Genomic DNA, 16121 nt, shown 5'->3' on the forward strand with positions numbered 1-16121 from the left:
GTCGGTCCGCCCCGATAGGCTCGGCGGGTGAGCACGGAAACCGCACCAACCGCGGACGACCGGGTCGCCGCGCCCCCGCCGGCCGGGTGGGAGGAGGCGCGCTCCCGCGTCTACGCGATCGGCCTGGCCGCCGCACTTCCCACCCTCTCCCGGCCGCTGATCGACACTGACGGGCTGACCCTGGCCGAGCCGTTGACCGCCCGCACCGACCTTCCCGCCTTCCCCACCTCCAGCGTGGACGGCTGGGCGGTGCGCGGCGCCGGCCCGTGGCGCGTCGTCGGCCGGGTGCTGGCCGGCAACGCCCCCGCACCACTCAGCGAGGACGGCACGACCGTCGAGATCGCGACCGGCGCCATGGTGCCCGAAGGCGCGACCGCCGTGCTGCGGGTCGAGGAGTCCACCACCACCGACGGCCTGGTCAGCGGCACGCCCCGTCAGACGCCGGAGTGGCGGCGACCGGGCGAGGAGGCGTACGCCGACGAGGAGCTGCTCCCGGTCGGCACGCCGGTCGACCCGGCGGTGATCGGCCTGGCGGCGTCCTGCGGGCACGACACCCTGCGGGTCCGGCGCGCGCCGCGCGCCGCGCTCCTGGTCTTCGGCGACGAACTGCTCACCGCGGGTCCGCCCGCGGCCGGCCGGGTCCGGGACGCGCTGGGGCCGGCGGTGCCCGCGTGGCTGCGCCGGTACGGCTGCCAGATCCGTCCATCCGACGTGGTCGGCCCCGTGGCCGACACGCTGCCCGCGCACGTGGCTGCCCTGCGCGCGGCGCTGGCCAACGCCGACCTGGTCTGCACGACGGGCGGCACGATGCACGGCCCGGTCGACCACCTGCACCCGGCGCTCGAGGCGCTCGGCGCCGACTACGTGGTCAACACGGTGGCGGTCCGGCCCGGCTTCCCGATGCTGCTGGCCCGGGTGGCCGGCGCCGACGGGCGGGTCCGGTTCGTCGCCGGGCTGCCGGGCAACCCGCAGTCCGCCATCGTCGCGCTGGTGTCGCTGGTCGCCCCGCTGCTCGCCGGCCTCCAGAGTCGTCCGATGCCGGTTCTGCCGCAGGCCACCTTGGCCGAGGCGGTGCCCGGTCGTGGCGACCACACCCACCTGGCGCTGGTCCGGCTGGACCGGGCCGCCGGCACCGCGTTCCCGGTGCGGCATGTCGGCTCGGCGATGCTGCGTGGGTTGGCAGGTGCGGACGGGTTCGCGGTCATTCGGCCGGGCACCAACGGCGATCCCGGTGAACGGGTGCCGATCGTGCCACTGCCGCTGCTGACCGGGGAGCGTGCGTCGTGACGGCGCCAGCGCTCACCTTCGGCCAGGTCACCGACCAGCCGCTGGATCTGGCCGCGCACGAGGCGGCGGTTGCCGACCGGCGGGCCGGCGCGGTGGTCTCCTTCCAGGGTGTGGTCCGCGACCACGACCACGGGCGCGCCGTGGTGAGCCTGGAGTACGAGGGGCACCCGAGTGCCGAGCAGGTGCTACGCGAGGTGGCCGCCGAGATCGCGGCCGAGCCCGACGTCTACGCGGTGGCGGTCTCGCACCGGGTCGGTCCGCTGGCGATCGGTGACGTGGCGCTGGTCGCCGCCGTGAGCACCGCCCATCGTGCGGCGGCATTCGAGGCCTGCGCCCGTCTGGTGGACGAGGCCAAGGCGCGGCTGCCGATCTGGAAACGGCAGGTCTTCGGCGACGGCACCGAGGAATGGGTCAACTGCCCCTGACCGCTCAGCGTCGGCCGTTGACCAGCACGGCACGCGCCAGCCGATCGCCGTAGAACGCCGGCTCGGCGCCCGGGCGCCAGGGCAGCGCGGCGACCAGCACGATCAGCGCGAGTGCGAGCGAGTTCTCCATCAGGACGCCGAAGAGACCGTCCTGATAGTGCGACATCTCGGGCAGCTGGTGCTCGTACGGCCAGATCGGGGAGATCAGGAAGAGCAGGTAGAGCCCGATCGCGGCGACGCCGTGCCGGAGCCCGGTCAACGTCGGGTACCAGATTGGCGGGCGGAGCCCGTTGACCCCGGGCAGGCCGCCGAACGCCAGGCCCTGACCACTGCGCTGGGTCAACCCCCGGCTCGCCTCCCGACGGCGCACCGCCGCGTCGGCCAGCACGATGATCGCCGGGATCACCCAGACCAGGTGGTGCGTCCAGGAGATCGGACTGATCACGTTGGCGGTCAGACCGACCAGCGTGAACGCGGTCAGCTCGTCACCGTCGGCGCGGGAACTGGCCGCCCGGGACAGGCCCAGCGCCAGGATCAGCACCGAGAAGGAGAACCAGAGCAGACCGGGGGTCTCGATCGAGTCGTACAGCCGGGCCAGCAGGCCGGCGAGCGACTGGTTGGGCGTCATGTCCGCCGCACCGACCCGCTCGGTCTGCCAGAGGACGCTGCCGAAGTAGGCCCGCGACTCGTCGCCGACGATCGCGAAGGACCCCACCGTCACGCCGATCGTGGTGCCGATCGCGGTGGCCGCCACCCTCCACTGGCGGGTGATCAGCAGGTAGGCGATGAACAGCGCCGGGGTGAGCTTGACCGCGGTGGCCAGGCCGATGCCCGCGCCGGCCCAGGCGCCGCCGTAGACGAAGCGCAGCAGGGGGCCGTCGGTCGCCGTGTAGTGGGTGCCCCGGCGGGAGCGCCACCGCAGCCCGATCAGGTCAGCCATGATCAGCGCGAACAGCAGGATGTTGACCTGGCCGTAGCCGAGGGTCTCCCGGCCCGGCTCGATGGCCACCGCGAGCGGCACCGCCACGGCCACGGTGAACCACAGCGGCCAGGCCAGCCGGTCCACGATGGGGCGGAGCAGCCCCGCCAGCACCAGCGCGAGCGCGGCGATGCTGGCCAGAGCGTTGACCATCCCGGCGGCGCCGATCGGCAACTGCGCCATCGGCAGCATGGCCAGCCCGGCGAACGGCGGGTAGGTGAAGCCGAGAGTTGTGCCCGGCGCGATGAACTCGTAGAGCTCATGACCGCTCGCCCACCACACCACCGCGCCGTGGTAGATCTTCATGTCGAAGAAGTTGTACGGCCGCCCGAACGCACCGATGGCCAGCCATGCGGCGTAGGCGACGGCGACCACGATGGCACCCCGTACGACTTTCGCGCGATCGATCCCGCGCGCCACGCGTTGGATTTGGGCGAGGCGGTCCGCCCGTCTACCGACAGTCGTCGGCATGGCGTGGCCACCCCCGTACCAAGATCGTCCTACCCGTCCAGGTCCTGCACGGAGCCTAGAACGGCGCCTCACGTCAGTGCCTCCCGCGTTATGCGACCGTGTCCGATCCCACACATGTTTTTGACATTTCCACCGCGTTAACGCCTACCGGGCGGTTCAGGTAATTCGTCGGCTTAGCGGGGGTGGGGGTGATGAAGGAACGGATCGAGGCAGGTCAGCCCGGAAGCCGACGCGCGGTGGAGGCGGACCGGACGGCGATCCGGGCCTCCCGTCGGGCGGTGCGGACCGCGCGCTGCATCGAACGTCGAGAGTGGCCGATGCGATGACCGGTCCGCCACCGTAGACCCGGCTTGCCTCCGGTGTCGGCCGCGGCGAGCAGCAGGCCGCCGAAGAGGCCCAGGTTCTTCAGAGCGTGAACCTGGTTGTTGTTCCGGGCCACCGGGTCGTCGTTGTTCCAGAAGGGATGCCCGGCGATGGTGACCGGCACCAGCGTGCCGGCGAGGACCAGCGCGGCGGGTCGGCTGAACCGACCGGTGGCCAGCATCAGCCCGGCGCCGACCTGCGCCGCGGCGTTGAGCCGGATCAGCGTCTTGGTGTCGGTGGGGAAGTTCGGGTGTGCCTTCTTCAGCATCGGCGCGACCTTGTCGGTCACCGGCTTGGCCGCCACCGCCAGCCGGTCCGGGTTGCGGAAGTTGCGGTACCCGCTGACCACGAAGATGCCGCTCAGCATGGCGCGGGCAAGGGAGCGTACGGGCTTCATGGATCAGTCATACCCCGTCACGGCGTTTGCTACCCCGGCAACCGCCGGATCCGAATCGGTGGCCGTACACATCCGCCACGCCGATTCGAGCGACCATCGCTGATGGAACGGCCGTCACGGGTAACGTCGCGCGGGTGACCACGCTGCGGCTACGACCCGAGGACCCGGCCGACACCGGCCCGGTGCGTCGGGTGCTGGCTGGCGCGTTCGCCCGGCCCGACGTGGCGACACCGCCGGAGGTGGGCCTGGTCGAGGAGCTGCGCGGCACCGACGCCTGGTTGCCGGAGCTGGCCATGGTCGCCGAGTACGGCGGCGAGGTGGTCGGATACGCGCTGCTCACCCGGGTGCGGGTACGACCGGAGCAGGGCAGCGACGCGTCCGCTCTCGCGTTCGGCCCGGTGGCGGTCGCTCCGCACCGGCAGCGGCTGGGGCACGGCACGGCGGTGGTGCAGGCCGCTCTGGACGCCGCCACTGAGCTGGGCGAGCGGCTGGTCGTGGTCCTGGGCGATCCCGCCTTCTACCGCCGGTTCGGCTTCGGCCCGGCCGGCGAGCTGGGCCTGACCAGCCCGTGGGCCGGTCTCGGGGAGCCGTGGCAGGCGTTGGTGCTGCCGCCGTCCACCAGCGAGGAAGGGCCGCCGCCCGCCGGCGAGGTGCTGTTTCCGGTGCCCTGGTCCCGGGTCTGACCGGGTCGGGCCAACGCGGGTGCCCGTCAGGCTGGCTGGGTGCGCAGGTACCGGCCGAAGTGCGGAACGGTGAAGGCCACCGTGCCGCGCTCACCGGAGTAGATCAGCCCCTTCTTGATGAGCGCGTCGCGCGCCGGGGAGAGGCTGGCCGGCTTGCGGCCGAGGGCCCGGGCGATCTCCGCGGTTGGCACCGCGGCGTCCATGTCGTCACGGACCGGACCTCCGGACTCGACCTCCACCAGGGACAGCGTGGCCATCGCGCGCATGTACTCGCGCTCGGCGGGCGTCGCCCGCTCGAACCGGGAGCCGAAGAAGCCGACCGCCAGCTCGGCCTCCGCCTCGGGCGCGGCGACCCGGACGTCGGCGGCGGTGATCGGCGAGCGCGGAGCATGGTCCCAGGTCGCCTTCCCGTACGCCTGGACGAAGTAGGGGTAGCCGCCGGACTTCTCGTAGAGAAGGTCGAGCGCCTTCTGCTCGTACTCCACCTCCTCGCGCTCGGCCGGCGCGCACAGCGCCTGGTCGGCGGCGATCCGGTCGAGCCGGTCGATGCGCTGGTAACGGAACAGCCGCTCGGAGTACGACTTCGCGGCGCTGAGCACGGCCGGCAGGTGCGGCAGGCCGGCGCCGACGACGATCAGCGGCGCGCCGAGCTGGGACAGCTCGTGGCAGGCGGCGCAGAGGGCTGACACGTCCTCCGGGCCGAGGTCCTGCATCTCGTCGATGAAGACGGCGATGCCGGTGCCCACGTCGCTGGCCACGGCGGCGGCGTCAGTGAGTAGCTCGACCAGGTCGATCTCGATGTCACCGGAGTCGGCCCGACCACTCGCCGCGGGCACGTCGATCCCGGGCTGCCACCGGTCGCGCAGCTTCGGGGCGGCCCCACCCCGGCCGGTCGGGGCGGACCGTTGGGCGAACGCCTTGAGGACTCCGAGGAAGGCGTCGATCCGGTCGGGCGCGCGGTGCCGGGGCGCGAGCTCCCGGACCGCCATGTGCAGCGCGGCGGCGACCGGGCGGCGCAGGGACTGATCCGGCCGTGCCTCGATCTTGCCGCTGCCCCAGAGCCGGTTGATCGCCTGCGATCGGAGGGTGTTGAGCAGGACGGTCTTGCCGACACCGCGCAGCCCGGTGAGCATCAGGCTGCGTTCGGGGCGACCTCGGGCGATGCGCTCCAGCACGATGTCGAAGACGTCCAGCTCCCGCCCCCGCCCGGCGAGTTCGGGCGGGCGCTGACCGGCGCCCGGTGCGTACGGGTTGCGGACCGGATCCACGCATCGCACAGTATCGGGCCCTCTAGCTGAGGGGCTAGACATGGATAGATGGGGCTACCGGCGTGTCGGGGCCGTCGACAACAAACTAGGGCTGTCTAGCGTCCACGCTAGATAGCCCTAGTTTTGGCTACCGGCTACCGCTTCTTCAGGCAGAGCACGTAGTCGAACAGGTCGATCGAGTTGTCGTGCACGTAGTTCGCGGTGGCCTGCGGCGCGAGCGTCTCGCACCGGTCCCCGTCGCTCGTCGCCGGAATCCGCAGCAGCACCTGGTAGGTGTTGGGGCCGCACGGCACCTTGCGCAGCTCCGCGTCGTCCTCGGTGCCGTCGTTGACCACGCAGTCACCCTTGGCGAACTCGTCCTCGCTCGGGCTGGGCGCGGCCGAGGTCGGCGCGTCGCTGGGCAGGACGGGCGGAACGACCGGCGCGCTCACCGACGGCGCGGACGCGGCGTTGCTGTCGTCGTCCACGGCACTCCAGACCGCCCAACCCGCCAGGCCGAGGCACGGGCAGAGCAGGAGCAGCACCACCAGCGCGATGATCAGGGCGACCTTCCGGCCGGTCCTGTTCACCGGTGGGGCGGGCGGCATCCCGTACCCGCCCGGCACCGGCGGGCCCCACGGCCCGCCAGGCTGCCCGGGCGGTGGACCGGCCGGCGGGAACGGACCGGGCGGAGGCGGGTAGCCCGCCCCGGGGGTGGGCGGCGGGTAGCCCGGGCCCGAGGTCGGCGGCGGAGCCCAAATGGGCGCGGTGGGCGGCTCCGGCGGTGGGCCCCACTGCTGCCGGGTCGGGTCGTCCGGTGGCGGGCCGTCGGCGCCGGCCGCCGGGCGCTGGTACGGGTCGTCCGGCTGCCCGGCACCCGATGGTCCGTAGGTTGTCATGTCATCCCCAGGGTGGGTGGCCTCAGCGCTGCTTCAGGCAGAGGACGAAGTCGAGGGTGTCCAGCTCGCTGTCGAAGAAGTACCAGTTGGTGTAGCCCTCGACCTTGGCGCACTTGGCTTCGGCGTCCCGCTCACCGCTGGTCGCGCCGTCGATCCGGCGCAGCACCTCGTACGACTTCGGGGCGCAGCCGCTGATCAGCAGCTTGGGCTTGTCGCCGGCCGCGCCGTCGTTGCGGACGCACTGGCCCACCTTCACGAACCGCGGGTCGGCCGACGACTCGGGCGCTGCGGCGCTCGGTGCCGGCCCGGCCGGGTCGACGGCGTCCGCGCTGGGATCCTCGGCGACGGCCGAGCCGGTCGGAGCGGTCACCGGGGCGGGATCGCTCGGACGGCTGAGGAACCAGAACGCCCCGCCACCGGCCACCACCAGCAGCAGCACGACGGCCAGCACCGCGATCAGCGGACCTCGACCACGCCCACCCGGAGCCGGCGCGGGGTCTCCGCCGTACGGACCGTCGTCGGGCCGGTACGACTCCCCGCCGCCGTACGCCGGGGCCGGGCTGTACGACCCGCCACGATAGGCGCCCTCCGACTCGCCGTAGCGCGTCTCGGGTCCGCCACCGTAGGGCGCGGCGACCCCGCCGCCGTAGGGTGTGTCGCCGTAGGGCCCAGGTCGCCCCTGGGGCGCCGGCGGGTACGACTGCACCACCGGCGGGTAGGGCTCGTGCGAGGGCGGGTAGGACTGCTGGGGCGGCCGTCCGGGCGTCTCGTCGGGTCGTTGCCCACGCCACGGTCCCGGGACGCCACCACCCGGTGGTCCGTAGTTCGTCATGCCGCCCTCCTGCACAAGTGGTGAGAGGCCGGCCACCAATGCGCGACGCCGACTCCGTGGTCACCGTAGCGTGGTCCACCGATGAGCTCACCTCCACCGAGTGCCGCGGCCCTGGCCACCCGCCGCGCCGGCACCGCGCCGACCTTGATCTGGACCGCGTTGATCGTGGTCTACCTGCTCTGGGGCTCCACCTATCTGGGCATCCGCATCGCCGTGGAGACGCTGCCCCCGCTGACGTCGGCCGCCCTGCGGTTCGCCGTCGCCGGCGCGGTGCTGGCGGTGGTGCTGCGCCTGCGCCGAGGGCCGGGCGCGCTGCGGGTGGAGCGCCGACAGCTCGGCGGCGCCGCCCTGGTCGGGGTGCTCCTGCTCGCCGGCGGCAACGGCCTGGTGGTGCTCGCCGAATCCGGGCCGTCCGGAGTGGCGGTGCCGTCCGGGATCGCCGCGCTGCTGGTGGCGACCGTGCCGTTGCTCGTGGTGCTGCTGCGTTCCGCCACCGGGGACCGACCTCCCGTCTGGACGTTCGCCGGGGTCAGCCTCGGCTTCGTCGGTCTGGTCCTGCTGGTGCTGCCCGCCGGCAGCGCGGACGCCGTGCCGCTGGTCGGGGCGTTGACCATCGTCGCGGGGGCCGCCTCCTGGTCGGTCGGATCGTTCCTGTCCGGGCGGATCCGGATGCCCGCCGACCCGTTCGTCGCCACGGTGTACGAGATGATGGCCGGAGCGCTGGTGCTGGCCGTCGTCGCCGCCGGGCGGGGCGAGCTGCGCGACTTCCACCCGGCGGAGGTCAGCACCCGGTCCTGGCTGGCGTTGGGCTACCTCATGGTGGCCGGCTCGCTGGTGGCCTTCACCGCGTACGTCTGGCTGCTGCACAACGCGCCGATCTCGCTGGTCTCGACGTACGCCTACGTCAACCCGGCGGTCGCGGTGGCGCTCGGCGCGTTGCTGGTGGCCGAGCCGGTCACCCCGCAGGTGCTGCTCGGCGGAGCGGTCATCGTGGCCGGGGTGGCCCTGGTGGTGACCACGGAACGTCCCCGCCGGCCCCGCACGGAATCGCGATCGGGGAGCGCGGGCGAGGACGACCGGCGGTAGCCTCCGGCGCATGTGGGCCGCTGCGCTGGTGCCGGTGGCGTCGCTCGGCGTGCTGGTCGGCCTCGCCGTTCCTCCGCTGGCCCGACGAGTCACCACGTCGCCGGCACACTCCCCGTCGACGTCCCGGCCCTGCCGGTGGGCGTGGCTGAGCCCGGCGGTGTCGGGCGTGGTGTTCGGCGGGCTCGCCGTGGCACTGCGTGACGACCCGGCGCTGCCGGTCTTCCTCGCGGTGGCGTCGGTGGGGCTGGTGCTGGCCGCGGTCGACCTGGCCTGCCTGCGGCTGCCCGACCCGCTGGTCCTGGCCACCGCGCTGCTCGCCCTGGGTGGCCTGTCCGGTGCGGCACTGCTCGCCGGTGACCCCATGCGGCTGCTCGGCGCGCTGGCCGGCGCGGCGGTCGCCGGCACGGCGCACGTGCTGCTGGCCCTGCTGCCCGGCTCGCGGCTGGGTTTCGGGGACGTGAAGCTCGCCGCGGTCCTTGGCCTGCCGCTCGGCTGGCTGGGTCGGGACGCCCTGCTGACCGGGTTGCTCCTGCCGCACCTGTTGCACGGCGGCGTGGTGCTCGGCCTGCTGGCCGCGCGGCGGGTGCGCCGGGACACCCTGCTGCCACTCGGCCCGGCCCTGCTCGCGGGCACCTGGCTCGCCGTGGTCCTCGCCTGAGCCGCCCCGACAGCGCTCACCGGACCAACGCGCCCGGCGCATCGTCGCGGGACGTCCGTTGCCGCGCATCGCCGTCACCGCGGGGGGTCTCAGATGAGGCGGAGCTGGCGGTCCTTCGGCCGGCGCGGCTCGGCCTCGCCGAACCGCTCGAACAGCCCCGGGTCGATCGAGCCGAGGAATGGCGACGGCGCACAGTCGCGCTCGACCCCGTGACGGGTACGGCGGGCGGCGTGCGTGACGTACAGCCGGTCCTGCGCGCGGGTCAGGCCGACGAAGAAGAGTCGCCGCTCCTCGGCGACCGCGTCCTCATCGGGTGTCGAGCCCGGCCACCGCAGCGGCAGCAGCGCGTCCTCGGCGCCGACCAGGAAGACCACCGGGAACTCGAGGCCCTTCGCGGCGTGCAGCGTCAGCAGGGTGACCGCCTCCGCCCGCGGGTCGAGCGCGTCCACCTCGGCTCCGGTGGCCAGCTGCGACAGGAACGTCTCCAGGTCGTCACCGCAGCGTCGGGCCAGCGGGGTCAGCAGATCCACCGCCGAGCGGACGTCCTCGGGACGGCCCACGCCGGCACCGTCCAGGGTGGGCACGGCGAAGCGCTCCGCGACCACCTGGCCGGCCAGTCGCACCCGGGCGGCCAGCGAGCCGGCCAACCCGTCGGCGTGTCGCAGCTCGCGGGCGATGGCCGCCACCCCAGGTCGGTCCCGCAGCCGGTCGTGTGAGCGTTTCTGCACCGGAATGTTGGCACGGGTCAGGGCGTCCACGATCGGCGCGGCCTGCGCGTCGGTGCGGTACAGCACGGCGATGTCGGAGAACGACAGCGAGGTGGACCGCCCGTCGATCCGACCGGAGTCGAGCGACCGGTGGGACAGCCCGCCGACCAGCTCGTCCACGGTACGGACCACGAAGTCGGCCTCCTCGGCGACGGAGGCCGCGGGGTAGCGGCCGACCAGCGGTGCCTCCGGATCGAGCCGGGCCGGGTCCAGCCGTCGGCCCCGGACCAGCGAGGACGGCGCGATGGCCTGCACGGCGGCGGCGAGGATGGGAGCCGAGGAGCGGTAGTTGCGGTTGAGCCGGACCAGCCGGGCGTCGGTGAAGTCCTGGGAGAAGCGCAGGAAGTAGCCGACGTCGGCACCCCGGAACGAGTAGATCGCCTGGTCCGGGTCGCCGATCGCGCAGAGGTTGCCGTCGGCCGGGCTGAGCAACCGCAGCAGCTCGTACTGCACCGCGTCGACATCCTGGTACTCGTCGACGAAGATCCACCGCCAGCGGTCCCGGTAGCGTCCGACCAGCTCCCGGTCGGCCCGCAGCAGCTCCACCGGCAGGCTCACCAGCTCGTCCAGGTCGACCAGATCCTGCTTGCGCAGCAGCGCGGTGTAGCCGGCCTGGTCGTCGCCGGCCTCCGACCGGGCCGCCGCCCGCTCGGCGTCGTCGGCGATCCGGAAGTCCACCGGCAGGCCCGCCGCGTCGGCGTTCTCCCGCAGGATGGTCAGCCCCAACGCGTGGAAGGTGCCCACGGTGACGTCCTCGGCGACCGGGCCGAGCAGCCCGTCGAGGCGGTGCCGCAGCTCCTCGGCGGCCCGGCGGGTGAAGGTGATGGCCAGACAGTGCTCGGGAAAGACGTTCAGCTCCGCGCAGAGGTACGCGATCCGGTGCGTCAGCGTCCGGGTCTTGCCGGTGCCCGGGCCGGCCACGATCAGCAGCGGGCCGCCGGGCGCGGACGCGGCCACCCGTTGCATCGCGTCCAGCCGGTCCAGCAAGCCGGTGCCGACCTCCTCCATGCCCGCGAGCATCGGCTCGAACGGCTCGTGCGGCGACGGCGGCGATGCGATCGGGGGGGCCGGCGGCGGAGCGGTCTTGCGCTTCGGCTCCGCCTTCGCCGCCGCGGGGCGCTTGGCCGCCGCCTGAGCTGCCGGCTCCGCGCGCTTCCGCTGCGCCGGCACCGGTACGTCGAACAGCGTCTCCTGCGCCGCGCCGGTGCTGACGCCCAGCTCCGCCGGGTCGAAGAGGGTGATCACTCCGTACTCGCCGTCGTAGCCCGGCACCCGGCGTACGTCGCCGCGCCGCAGCCGTCCGATACCCTCGGCGAGCAGCTCACCGCCGGCCCGGGCGATGTCGGTCAGCGGCGTCGTGGTCAGGATCTCCAGCTCGGGGCCGAGCGCGGCGAGCAGCTCGTTGAGTCGCCCCTCGACCTTCTTCGACCGGGCACCCACCCTGTTGATCTCGCCGAGGATCTCGGCCAGCGGCACCAGGTGGGTGACCTCCCGGGCGTGCGCCGGCCGGTGCCCCTCCGGGCGGTCCGCCAGCTCCTCGATCCGGCTGAGCACGCCCACGGTGAGCGGCTTGCCGCACTCGGGGCAGCGCCCGTCCGCGGCGCGGGTGCGCTCCGGCGTCCAGTTGATCCCGCACAGCCGGTGCCCGTCCGCGTGGTACTTGCCCTCCTCGGGGAAGAACTCGACGGTGCCGGCCAGGCCATCACCGGTCCGCAGCGCCTCCCGGACGGCGAAGTAGTTCCGCTCGGCGGTCAGCACGGTCGCCTCCCGGCCCAGCGCCGGCGGGGAGTGCGCGTCCGAGTTGGACACCAACTGGTAGCCGTCCAGGCTGCCGACCCGCCAGTTCATCGCCGGGTCGGAGGAGAGGCCGGTTTCCACGGCGAAGATGTGCTCGGCCAGGTCGGCGTAGCAGTCGGCGATCGCGTCGAAGCCGGACTTCGAGCCCAGCGCCGAGAACCACGGCGTCCAGATGTGCGCCGGAACCAGATACCCGTCCGGGCTCGCCTCCAGGGTGATCTCCAGCAGGTCGCGGGAGTCCAGCCCGAGGATCGGCCGGCCGTCGGAGCCGAGGTTGCCGATCCGGCCGAGCGCGGCGTTGAACCGGGCCACCGCGTCCAGGTCGGGCAGGTAGATCAGGTGGTGCACCTTGCGGGTCCGGTCGTCCCGCTTGTAGATCGTGGAGATCTCCACGCTCAGCATGAACCGGACCGGGTCTGCCTCCGCCGTGCCGGCGAGTCGGGGCGGCAGCCGGCGGGCGACGTCCCGCTCCGCCTCCGGGTCGAGCCGGTAGAGCCCCGGTTCGGCCGGGCGCAGCGTCTCCCGGAGATGGTCGTACCAGGCGGGGTGGGTGAAGTCGCCGGTGCCGAGCAGGGCGATGCCCTTACGCCGGGCCCACCACGCGAGGTTCGGCGTGGTGAGGTCACGGCTGCACGCGCGCGAGTACTTCGAGTGGATGTGCAGGTCCGCGACGAATGGCGGGGGGCCACCGGGGGGTACGGCGCTGAACGGGGGCACGCCGCATCCTGTCACGCCCGCCGCGCCGGCCGCCCGCCGCCACGCGCGGACGTGACGTCCGCTATGCCGAGCGCAGCTCGACCAGGGTGATCTGCGGTTCGGCCCCGACCCGGACCGGCGGACCCCAGAAACCGGCGCCGTTGGTCACGTAGACCTTGGTGCCGTCGACCTCGCCGAGCCCACTGACCACCGGCTGTTCGAGTCGGACGGCCAGGTTGAACGGCACCACCTGCCCGCCGTGGGTGTGCCCGGACAGTTGCAGGTCGACGCCGTACCGGGCCGCCTCCTTCGCCGCCACCGGCTGGTGCGCGAGCAGCACCACCGGGCGGTTCGGGTCGCGGTCACCGAGGGCGGCGGCGAAGTCCGGCCCGGCGGCGAGGCCGGTGCCCGTGCCCGAAAGGTCGTTGACGCCGGCCAGGTCGAGTACGCCGCCCCGGGCCTGGATCTCCTGCCGCTGGTTCTGCAGCACCCGCAGGCCGAGCCGGTCCACCTCCTGGACCCACTCCTCCACGCCCGAGTAGTACTCGTGGTTGCCGGTGACGAAGAAGCTGCCGTAGCGGGAGCGCAGGTCGCGCAGCGGCGCGGCGGCCGACCCAAGCTCGGCGACCGAGCCGTCGACCAGGTCACCGACGACCGCGACCAGGTCCGCGTCGAGGCGGTTGATCGCGGCGACGATGCGCTCGGTGTGCGCCCGGCCGCGCAGCGGCCCGAGGTGGATGTCGGAGACGGTGGCGATGCGCAGGCCGTCCATGCTGCGCGGAAGCTTGCCGAGCGGGATCTGCACCCGGTCCAGCTGCGGCGGGCCGAGCGCGGTGCGTACCCCGTACCCCGTGATGCCGGTGGCGGTGAGACCGGCGAAGATGGCTGCCCCGCGGGCCAGCAGCAGCCGGCGTGCCGGGTCGTGGTCGGGCGCACGGACCGCGCTGGCGGCCGGTGGATCGGTCGGCCCGGCGGCGCCGACCAGCACCGGCGCCGGTGCGGCGGTCGTCGCATCGGCGCCGGTGACCCGGCGGCGCAGCACCAGCCGGGTGACCAGCATCGGCACTTCCAGCACGACGAGCAGGACCAGCAGGTAGAACATCAACGCGAGCCAGAGGTAGCCCGGCCAGGCGAGCCAGTAGAGCCCGGCCTGGGTCCCGACGAGGGTGGCCGGCACGAGCAGCGCCAGCACCAGGCCCGCGACACCGCCGATGCGCCGCCAGCGGCCCGGCCCGGTGGTGTCCCGGATCAGCCGCTTCCACAGGTAGAGGTGGATGAGGCCGATGACCAGCGCCAGGACGGCCACGAACCCCAGAACCGCCAACATCTGCTGTGCCTCCCTCAGCCGCCCGCGAACGGTGGCAGAACATCGATCGTGGCCCCGCCTGGCAGGGGTGCCTGCCGATCATGACAGGTGACGCCGTCCACGAGGAAACTCGCCACCCGCAGCACGGCGGCCAGCCGGTCACCGTGCCGCTGGGCCAGCTCGACGGTGAGGTCGTCGAGCGACCGGCCGGCGGCGACGGCCTCCTCGGGGCGGCCGGCGGCGGCGCGCGCGCCGGCGAAGTAGCGGATGGTCAGCGGCCTCGGGTCCACGTCTCAGCCTCCGATCGCGGACATCGGCCGGGTCGGCTGGAGGAAGGTGGGGTCGTCGATGCCGTGCCCGGCGCGCTTGCCCCACATCGCGGTGCGCCAGCGTCGGGCCAGGTCGTCGTCGTCCGCGTCGGCGCGCAGGGCGGCGCGGAGGTCGGACTCCTCGGTGGCGAAGAGGCAGGCGCGGACCTGGCCGTCGGCGGTCAGCCGGGTGCGGTCGCAGTCGCCGCAGAAGGGGCGGGTGACGCTGGCGATCACGCCGACCCGGGCCGGACCGCCGTCGACCAGCCAGGTCTCGGCCGGCGCCGCGCCGCGTTCGGCCGGGTCGGGGCTGAGGTCGAAGCGGGTACGCAGGGAGGTGAGGATCTCCTCGGCGGTGACCATCGTGCTGCGGTCCCAGCCGTGCTGGGCGTCCAGTGGCATCTGCTCGATGATCCGCAGCTGGTAGTCGTGGTCGACGGCGAAGCGCAGCAGGGCCGGTGCCTCGTCCTCGTTGACGCCCCGCATCAACACAGTATTGATCTTGACGGGGTTGAGGCCGGCGGCGGCGGCCCCGGCGAGCCCGGCGAGCACCGCGTCCAGCCGGGCGCGACGGGTGAGCTGGGCGAACCGGCCCGGGTCCAGGGTGTCCAGCGAGACGTTCACCCGGTCGAGGCCGGCCGTGCGCAGCGCCGGGGCGAGCCGGTCGAGGCCGATGCCGTTGGTGGTGAGCGAGATCCGCGGGCGGGGCTCCAGCGCGGCGACCGCGGCCACGATGCCAACCAGCCCGGGTCGGATCAGTGGCTCGCCGCCGGTGAACCGCACCTCGGTCACGCCGAGCCGCTCGACGGCCACCCGGACCAGCCGGACGATCTCCGCGTCGGTGAGCAGCTCGGGACCGGCCAGCCAGGGCAGCCCCTCGGCCGGCATGCAGTAGGTGCACCGAAGGTTGCACTTGTCGGTGAGGGACACGCGCAGGTCCCGGGCGACCCGGCCGAACCGGTCGACGAGGACGCCGTCGGTCCGCGGGGCGACGCTCACCTGTCGACCGTAGCGCGCTCGGGCCGGCCCAGGGCGGCACGGGCAGTCTGGACGACGGCATCTCGGTAACCGCCGCCGAACAGCGCGGTGTGCACCAGCAGCAGGTGTAGTTGGTGCAGCGGCACCCGGTCGGGCCAGCCGTCGGGAAGCGGCCAGCTCTCCCGATAGGCGGCCAGGGCCCGGGCCAGATGCGGGATGCCGCCGAAGAGTGCCAGCTGGGCGAGATCCGTCTCCCGGTGCCCGCCGTGCGCCGCCGGGTCGACCAGCCAGGCGCGGTCGTCGGCGCCCCAGAGCACGTTGCCCGGCCACAGGTCGCCGTGGATGCGGGCCGGCGGCTCCTCCCCGCCGAACTCGCCGACCCGACCGATCACCTGCTCGACCAGGCTGGCGTCGTCGCTGCTCAGCGCGCCGGCGTCGACCGATCGCCGCAGGTAGGGAGCGAGCCGCCGCTGGGCGAACCACGTCGACCAGGGGCCGTCGTCGGGATTGTTGTCCTGCTCGAGCGCACCGATGAAGCCGGGCCAGGTCGCACCGAAGGCCGGTGCGCCGGCCCGGTGCAGGTCGGCCAACTCCCGGCCGAAGCGCTCGGCCGCCTCCGACGTCGGCTCGCCGGGCTCCACCCAGTCGAGCGCCAGCATGTCGGGCAGCGCCACGATCACCTCGGGTACGGCGACCGCGCCGGCCTCCCGCAGCCAGCGCAACCCGGCGGCCTCGGCGGCGAAGAAGCCCTCCGGCACCGGCCGGCCTGCCCGCTCGGGCCAGGATTTGGCGAAGACCGAGTGGCCGTCGTCCAGGGTGAGTCGGGCGGCGGCGCAGATGTCCCCACCGGCGACCGGCGTCTCCCTGATCCGCTGGTGGGTCAGGAACGTCGGCAGGTGTGCCGGGTGCGCGCGCAGATACGCCAGGTCCATCAGCGCACGG

The 16121-nt window shown here is 73.7% G+C and carries 14 protein-coding genes and 1 pseudogene; 5 read left to right on the forward strand and 10 right to left on the reverse strand.

What is annotated here, in order from left to right:
- Positions 1-27: 27 nt before the first annotated feature.
- On the forward strand, positions 28-1287 hold the full coding sequence (locus ACFYPS_RS15375; protein WP_387324961.1) for a molybdopterin molybdotransferase MoeA: 1260 nt from the start codon (positions 28-30) through the stop codon (positions 1285-1287).
- Complete coding sequence (locus tag ACFYPS_RS15380; RefSeq protein ID WP_089018440.1) at positions 1284-1712, forward strand: molybdenum cofactor biosynthesis protein MoaE; 429 nt, start codon at positions 1284-1286, stop codon at positions 1710-1712. Before ACFYPS_RS15375 ends, ACFYPS_RS15380 begins: the two co-directional genes overlap by 4 nt.
- Before the next feature lie 4 nt (positions 1713-1716).
- On the opposite strand, the gene ACFYPS_RS15385 is transcribed toward ACFYPS_RS15380, so the two are convergent.
- Complete coding sequence (locus tag ACFYPS_RS15385) at positions 1717-3162, reverse strand: glycosyltransferase 87 family protein (protein WP_387324964.1); 1446 nt, start codon at positions 3160-3162, stop codon at positions 1717-1719.
- 214 nt (positions 3163-3376) lie between these two features.
- Positions 3377-3922, reverse strand: a complete 546-nt coding sequence (locus ACFYPS_RS15390; RefSeq protein WP_387324967.1) for a DoxX family protein — start codon at positions 3920-3922, stop codon at positions 3377-3379.
- Between the two features lie 134 nt (positions 3923-4056).
- On the opposite strand from ACFYPS_RS15390, the gene ACFYPS_RS15395 reads away from it, so the two are divergent.
- A complete protein-coding gene (locus tag ACFYPS_RS15395) occupies positions 4057-4605 on the forward strand; it encodes an N-acetyltransferase (protein ID WP_354967135.1) in 549 nt (182 codons plus the stop codon).
- 26 nt (positions 4606-4631) lie between these two features.
- On the opposite strand, the gene ACFYPS_RS15400 is transcribed toward ACFYPS_RS15395, so the two are convergent.
- From ACFYPS_RS15400 to ACFYPS_RS15410, 3 genes and pseudogenes are all read right to left on the reverse strand, one after another.
- Positions 4632-5873, reverse strand: a complete 1242-nt coding sequence (locus ACFYPS_RS15400; protein WP_387324970.1) for an AAA family ATPase — start codon at positions 5871-5873, stop codon at positions 4632-4634.
- Positions 5874-6007: 134 nt separating this feature from the next.
- The gene (locus ACFYPS_RS15405; protein ID WP_387325177.1) at positions 6008-6415 is read right to left on the reverse strand and encodes a hypothetical protein; all 408 of its coding nucleotides are present in this window, start codon (positions 6413-6415) and stop codon (positions 6008-6010) included.
- A gap of 358 nt (positions 6416-6773) precedes the next feature.
- Positions 6774-7280: pseudogene (locus ACFYPS_RS15410) on the reverse strand (flagellar basal body protein FliL); the annotation flags it as partial.
- Between the two features lie 384 nt (positions 7281-7664).
- On the opposite strand from ACFYPS_RS15410, the gene ACFYPS_RS15415 reads away from it, so the two are divergent.
- Both ACFYPS_RS15415 and ACFYPS_RS15420 read left to right on the forward strand, forming a co-directional pair.
- Entirely contained in the window at positions 7665-8669 is a 1005-nt protein-coding gene (locus ACFYPS_RS15415) for an EamA family transporter (RefSeq protein ID WP_354967137.1), read from the forward strand.
- A 10-nt stretch (positions 8670-8679) separates the two neighbouring features.
- On the forward strand, positions 8680-9327 hold the full coding sequence (locus tag ACFYPS_RS15420; RefSeq protein ID WP_387324973.1) for a prepilin peptidase: 648 nt from the start codon (positions 8680-8682) through the stop codon (positions 9325-9327).
- 89 nt (positions 9328-9416) lie between these two features.
- Here ACFYPS_RS15420 and ACFYPS_RS15425 read toward each other — a convergent pair whose 3' ends face one another.
- From ACFYPS_RS15425 to ACFYPS_RS15445, 5 genes are all read right to left on the reverse strand, one after another.
- Positions 9417-12608, reverse strand: coding sequence for a UvrD-helicase domain-containing protein (locus ACFYPS_RS15425; RefSeq protein ID WP_387324976.1), 3192 nt, complete (start codon positions 12606-12608; stop codon positions 9417-9419).
- Positions 12609-12669: 61 nt separating this feature from the next.
- On the reverse strand, positions 12670-13914 hold the full coding sequence (locus ACFYPS_RS15430; protein WP_387324979.1) for a metallophosphoesterase: 1245 nt from the start codon (positions 13912-13914) through the stop codon (positions 12670-12672).
- A gap of 14 nt (positions 13915-13928) precedes the next feature.
- Positions 13929-14183, reverse strand: coding sequence for a MoaD/ThiS family protein (locus ACFYPS_RS15435; RefSeq protein ID WP_354967141.1), 255 nt, complete (start codon positions 14181-14183; stop codon positions 13929-13931).
- A gap of 3 nt (positions 14184-14186) precedes the next feature.
- Positions 14187-15200, reverse strand: coding sequence for a GTP 3',8-cyclase MoaA (moaA, locus tag ACFYPS_RS15440; protein WP_387324983.1), 1014 nt, complete (start codon positions 15198-15200; stop codon positions 14187-14189).
- Complete coding sequence (locus ACFYPS_RS15445) at positions 15197-16111, reverse strand: fructosamine kinase family protein (protein WP_387324986.1); 915 nt, start codon at positions 16109-16111, stop codon at positions 15197-15199. Before ACFYPS_RS15445 ends, moaA begins: the two co-directional genes overlap by 4 nt.
- Positions 16112-16121: the final 10 nt, after the last annotated feature.

The organism is Micromonospora sp. NPDC005087 (assembly GCF_042872965.1).
Classification (GTDB): Bacteria; Actinomycetota; Actinomycetes; order Mycobacteriales; family Micromonosporaceae; genus Micromonospora.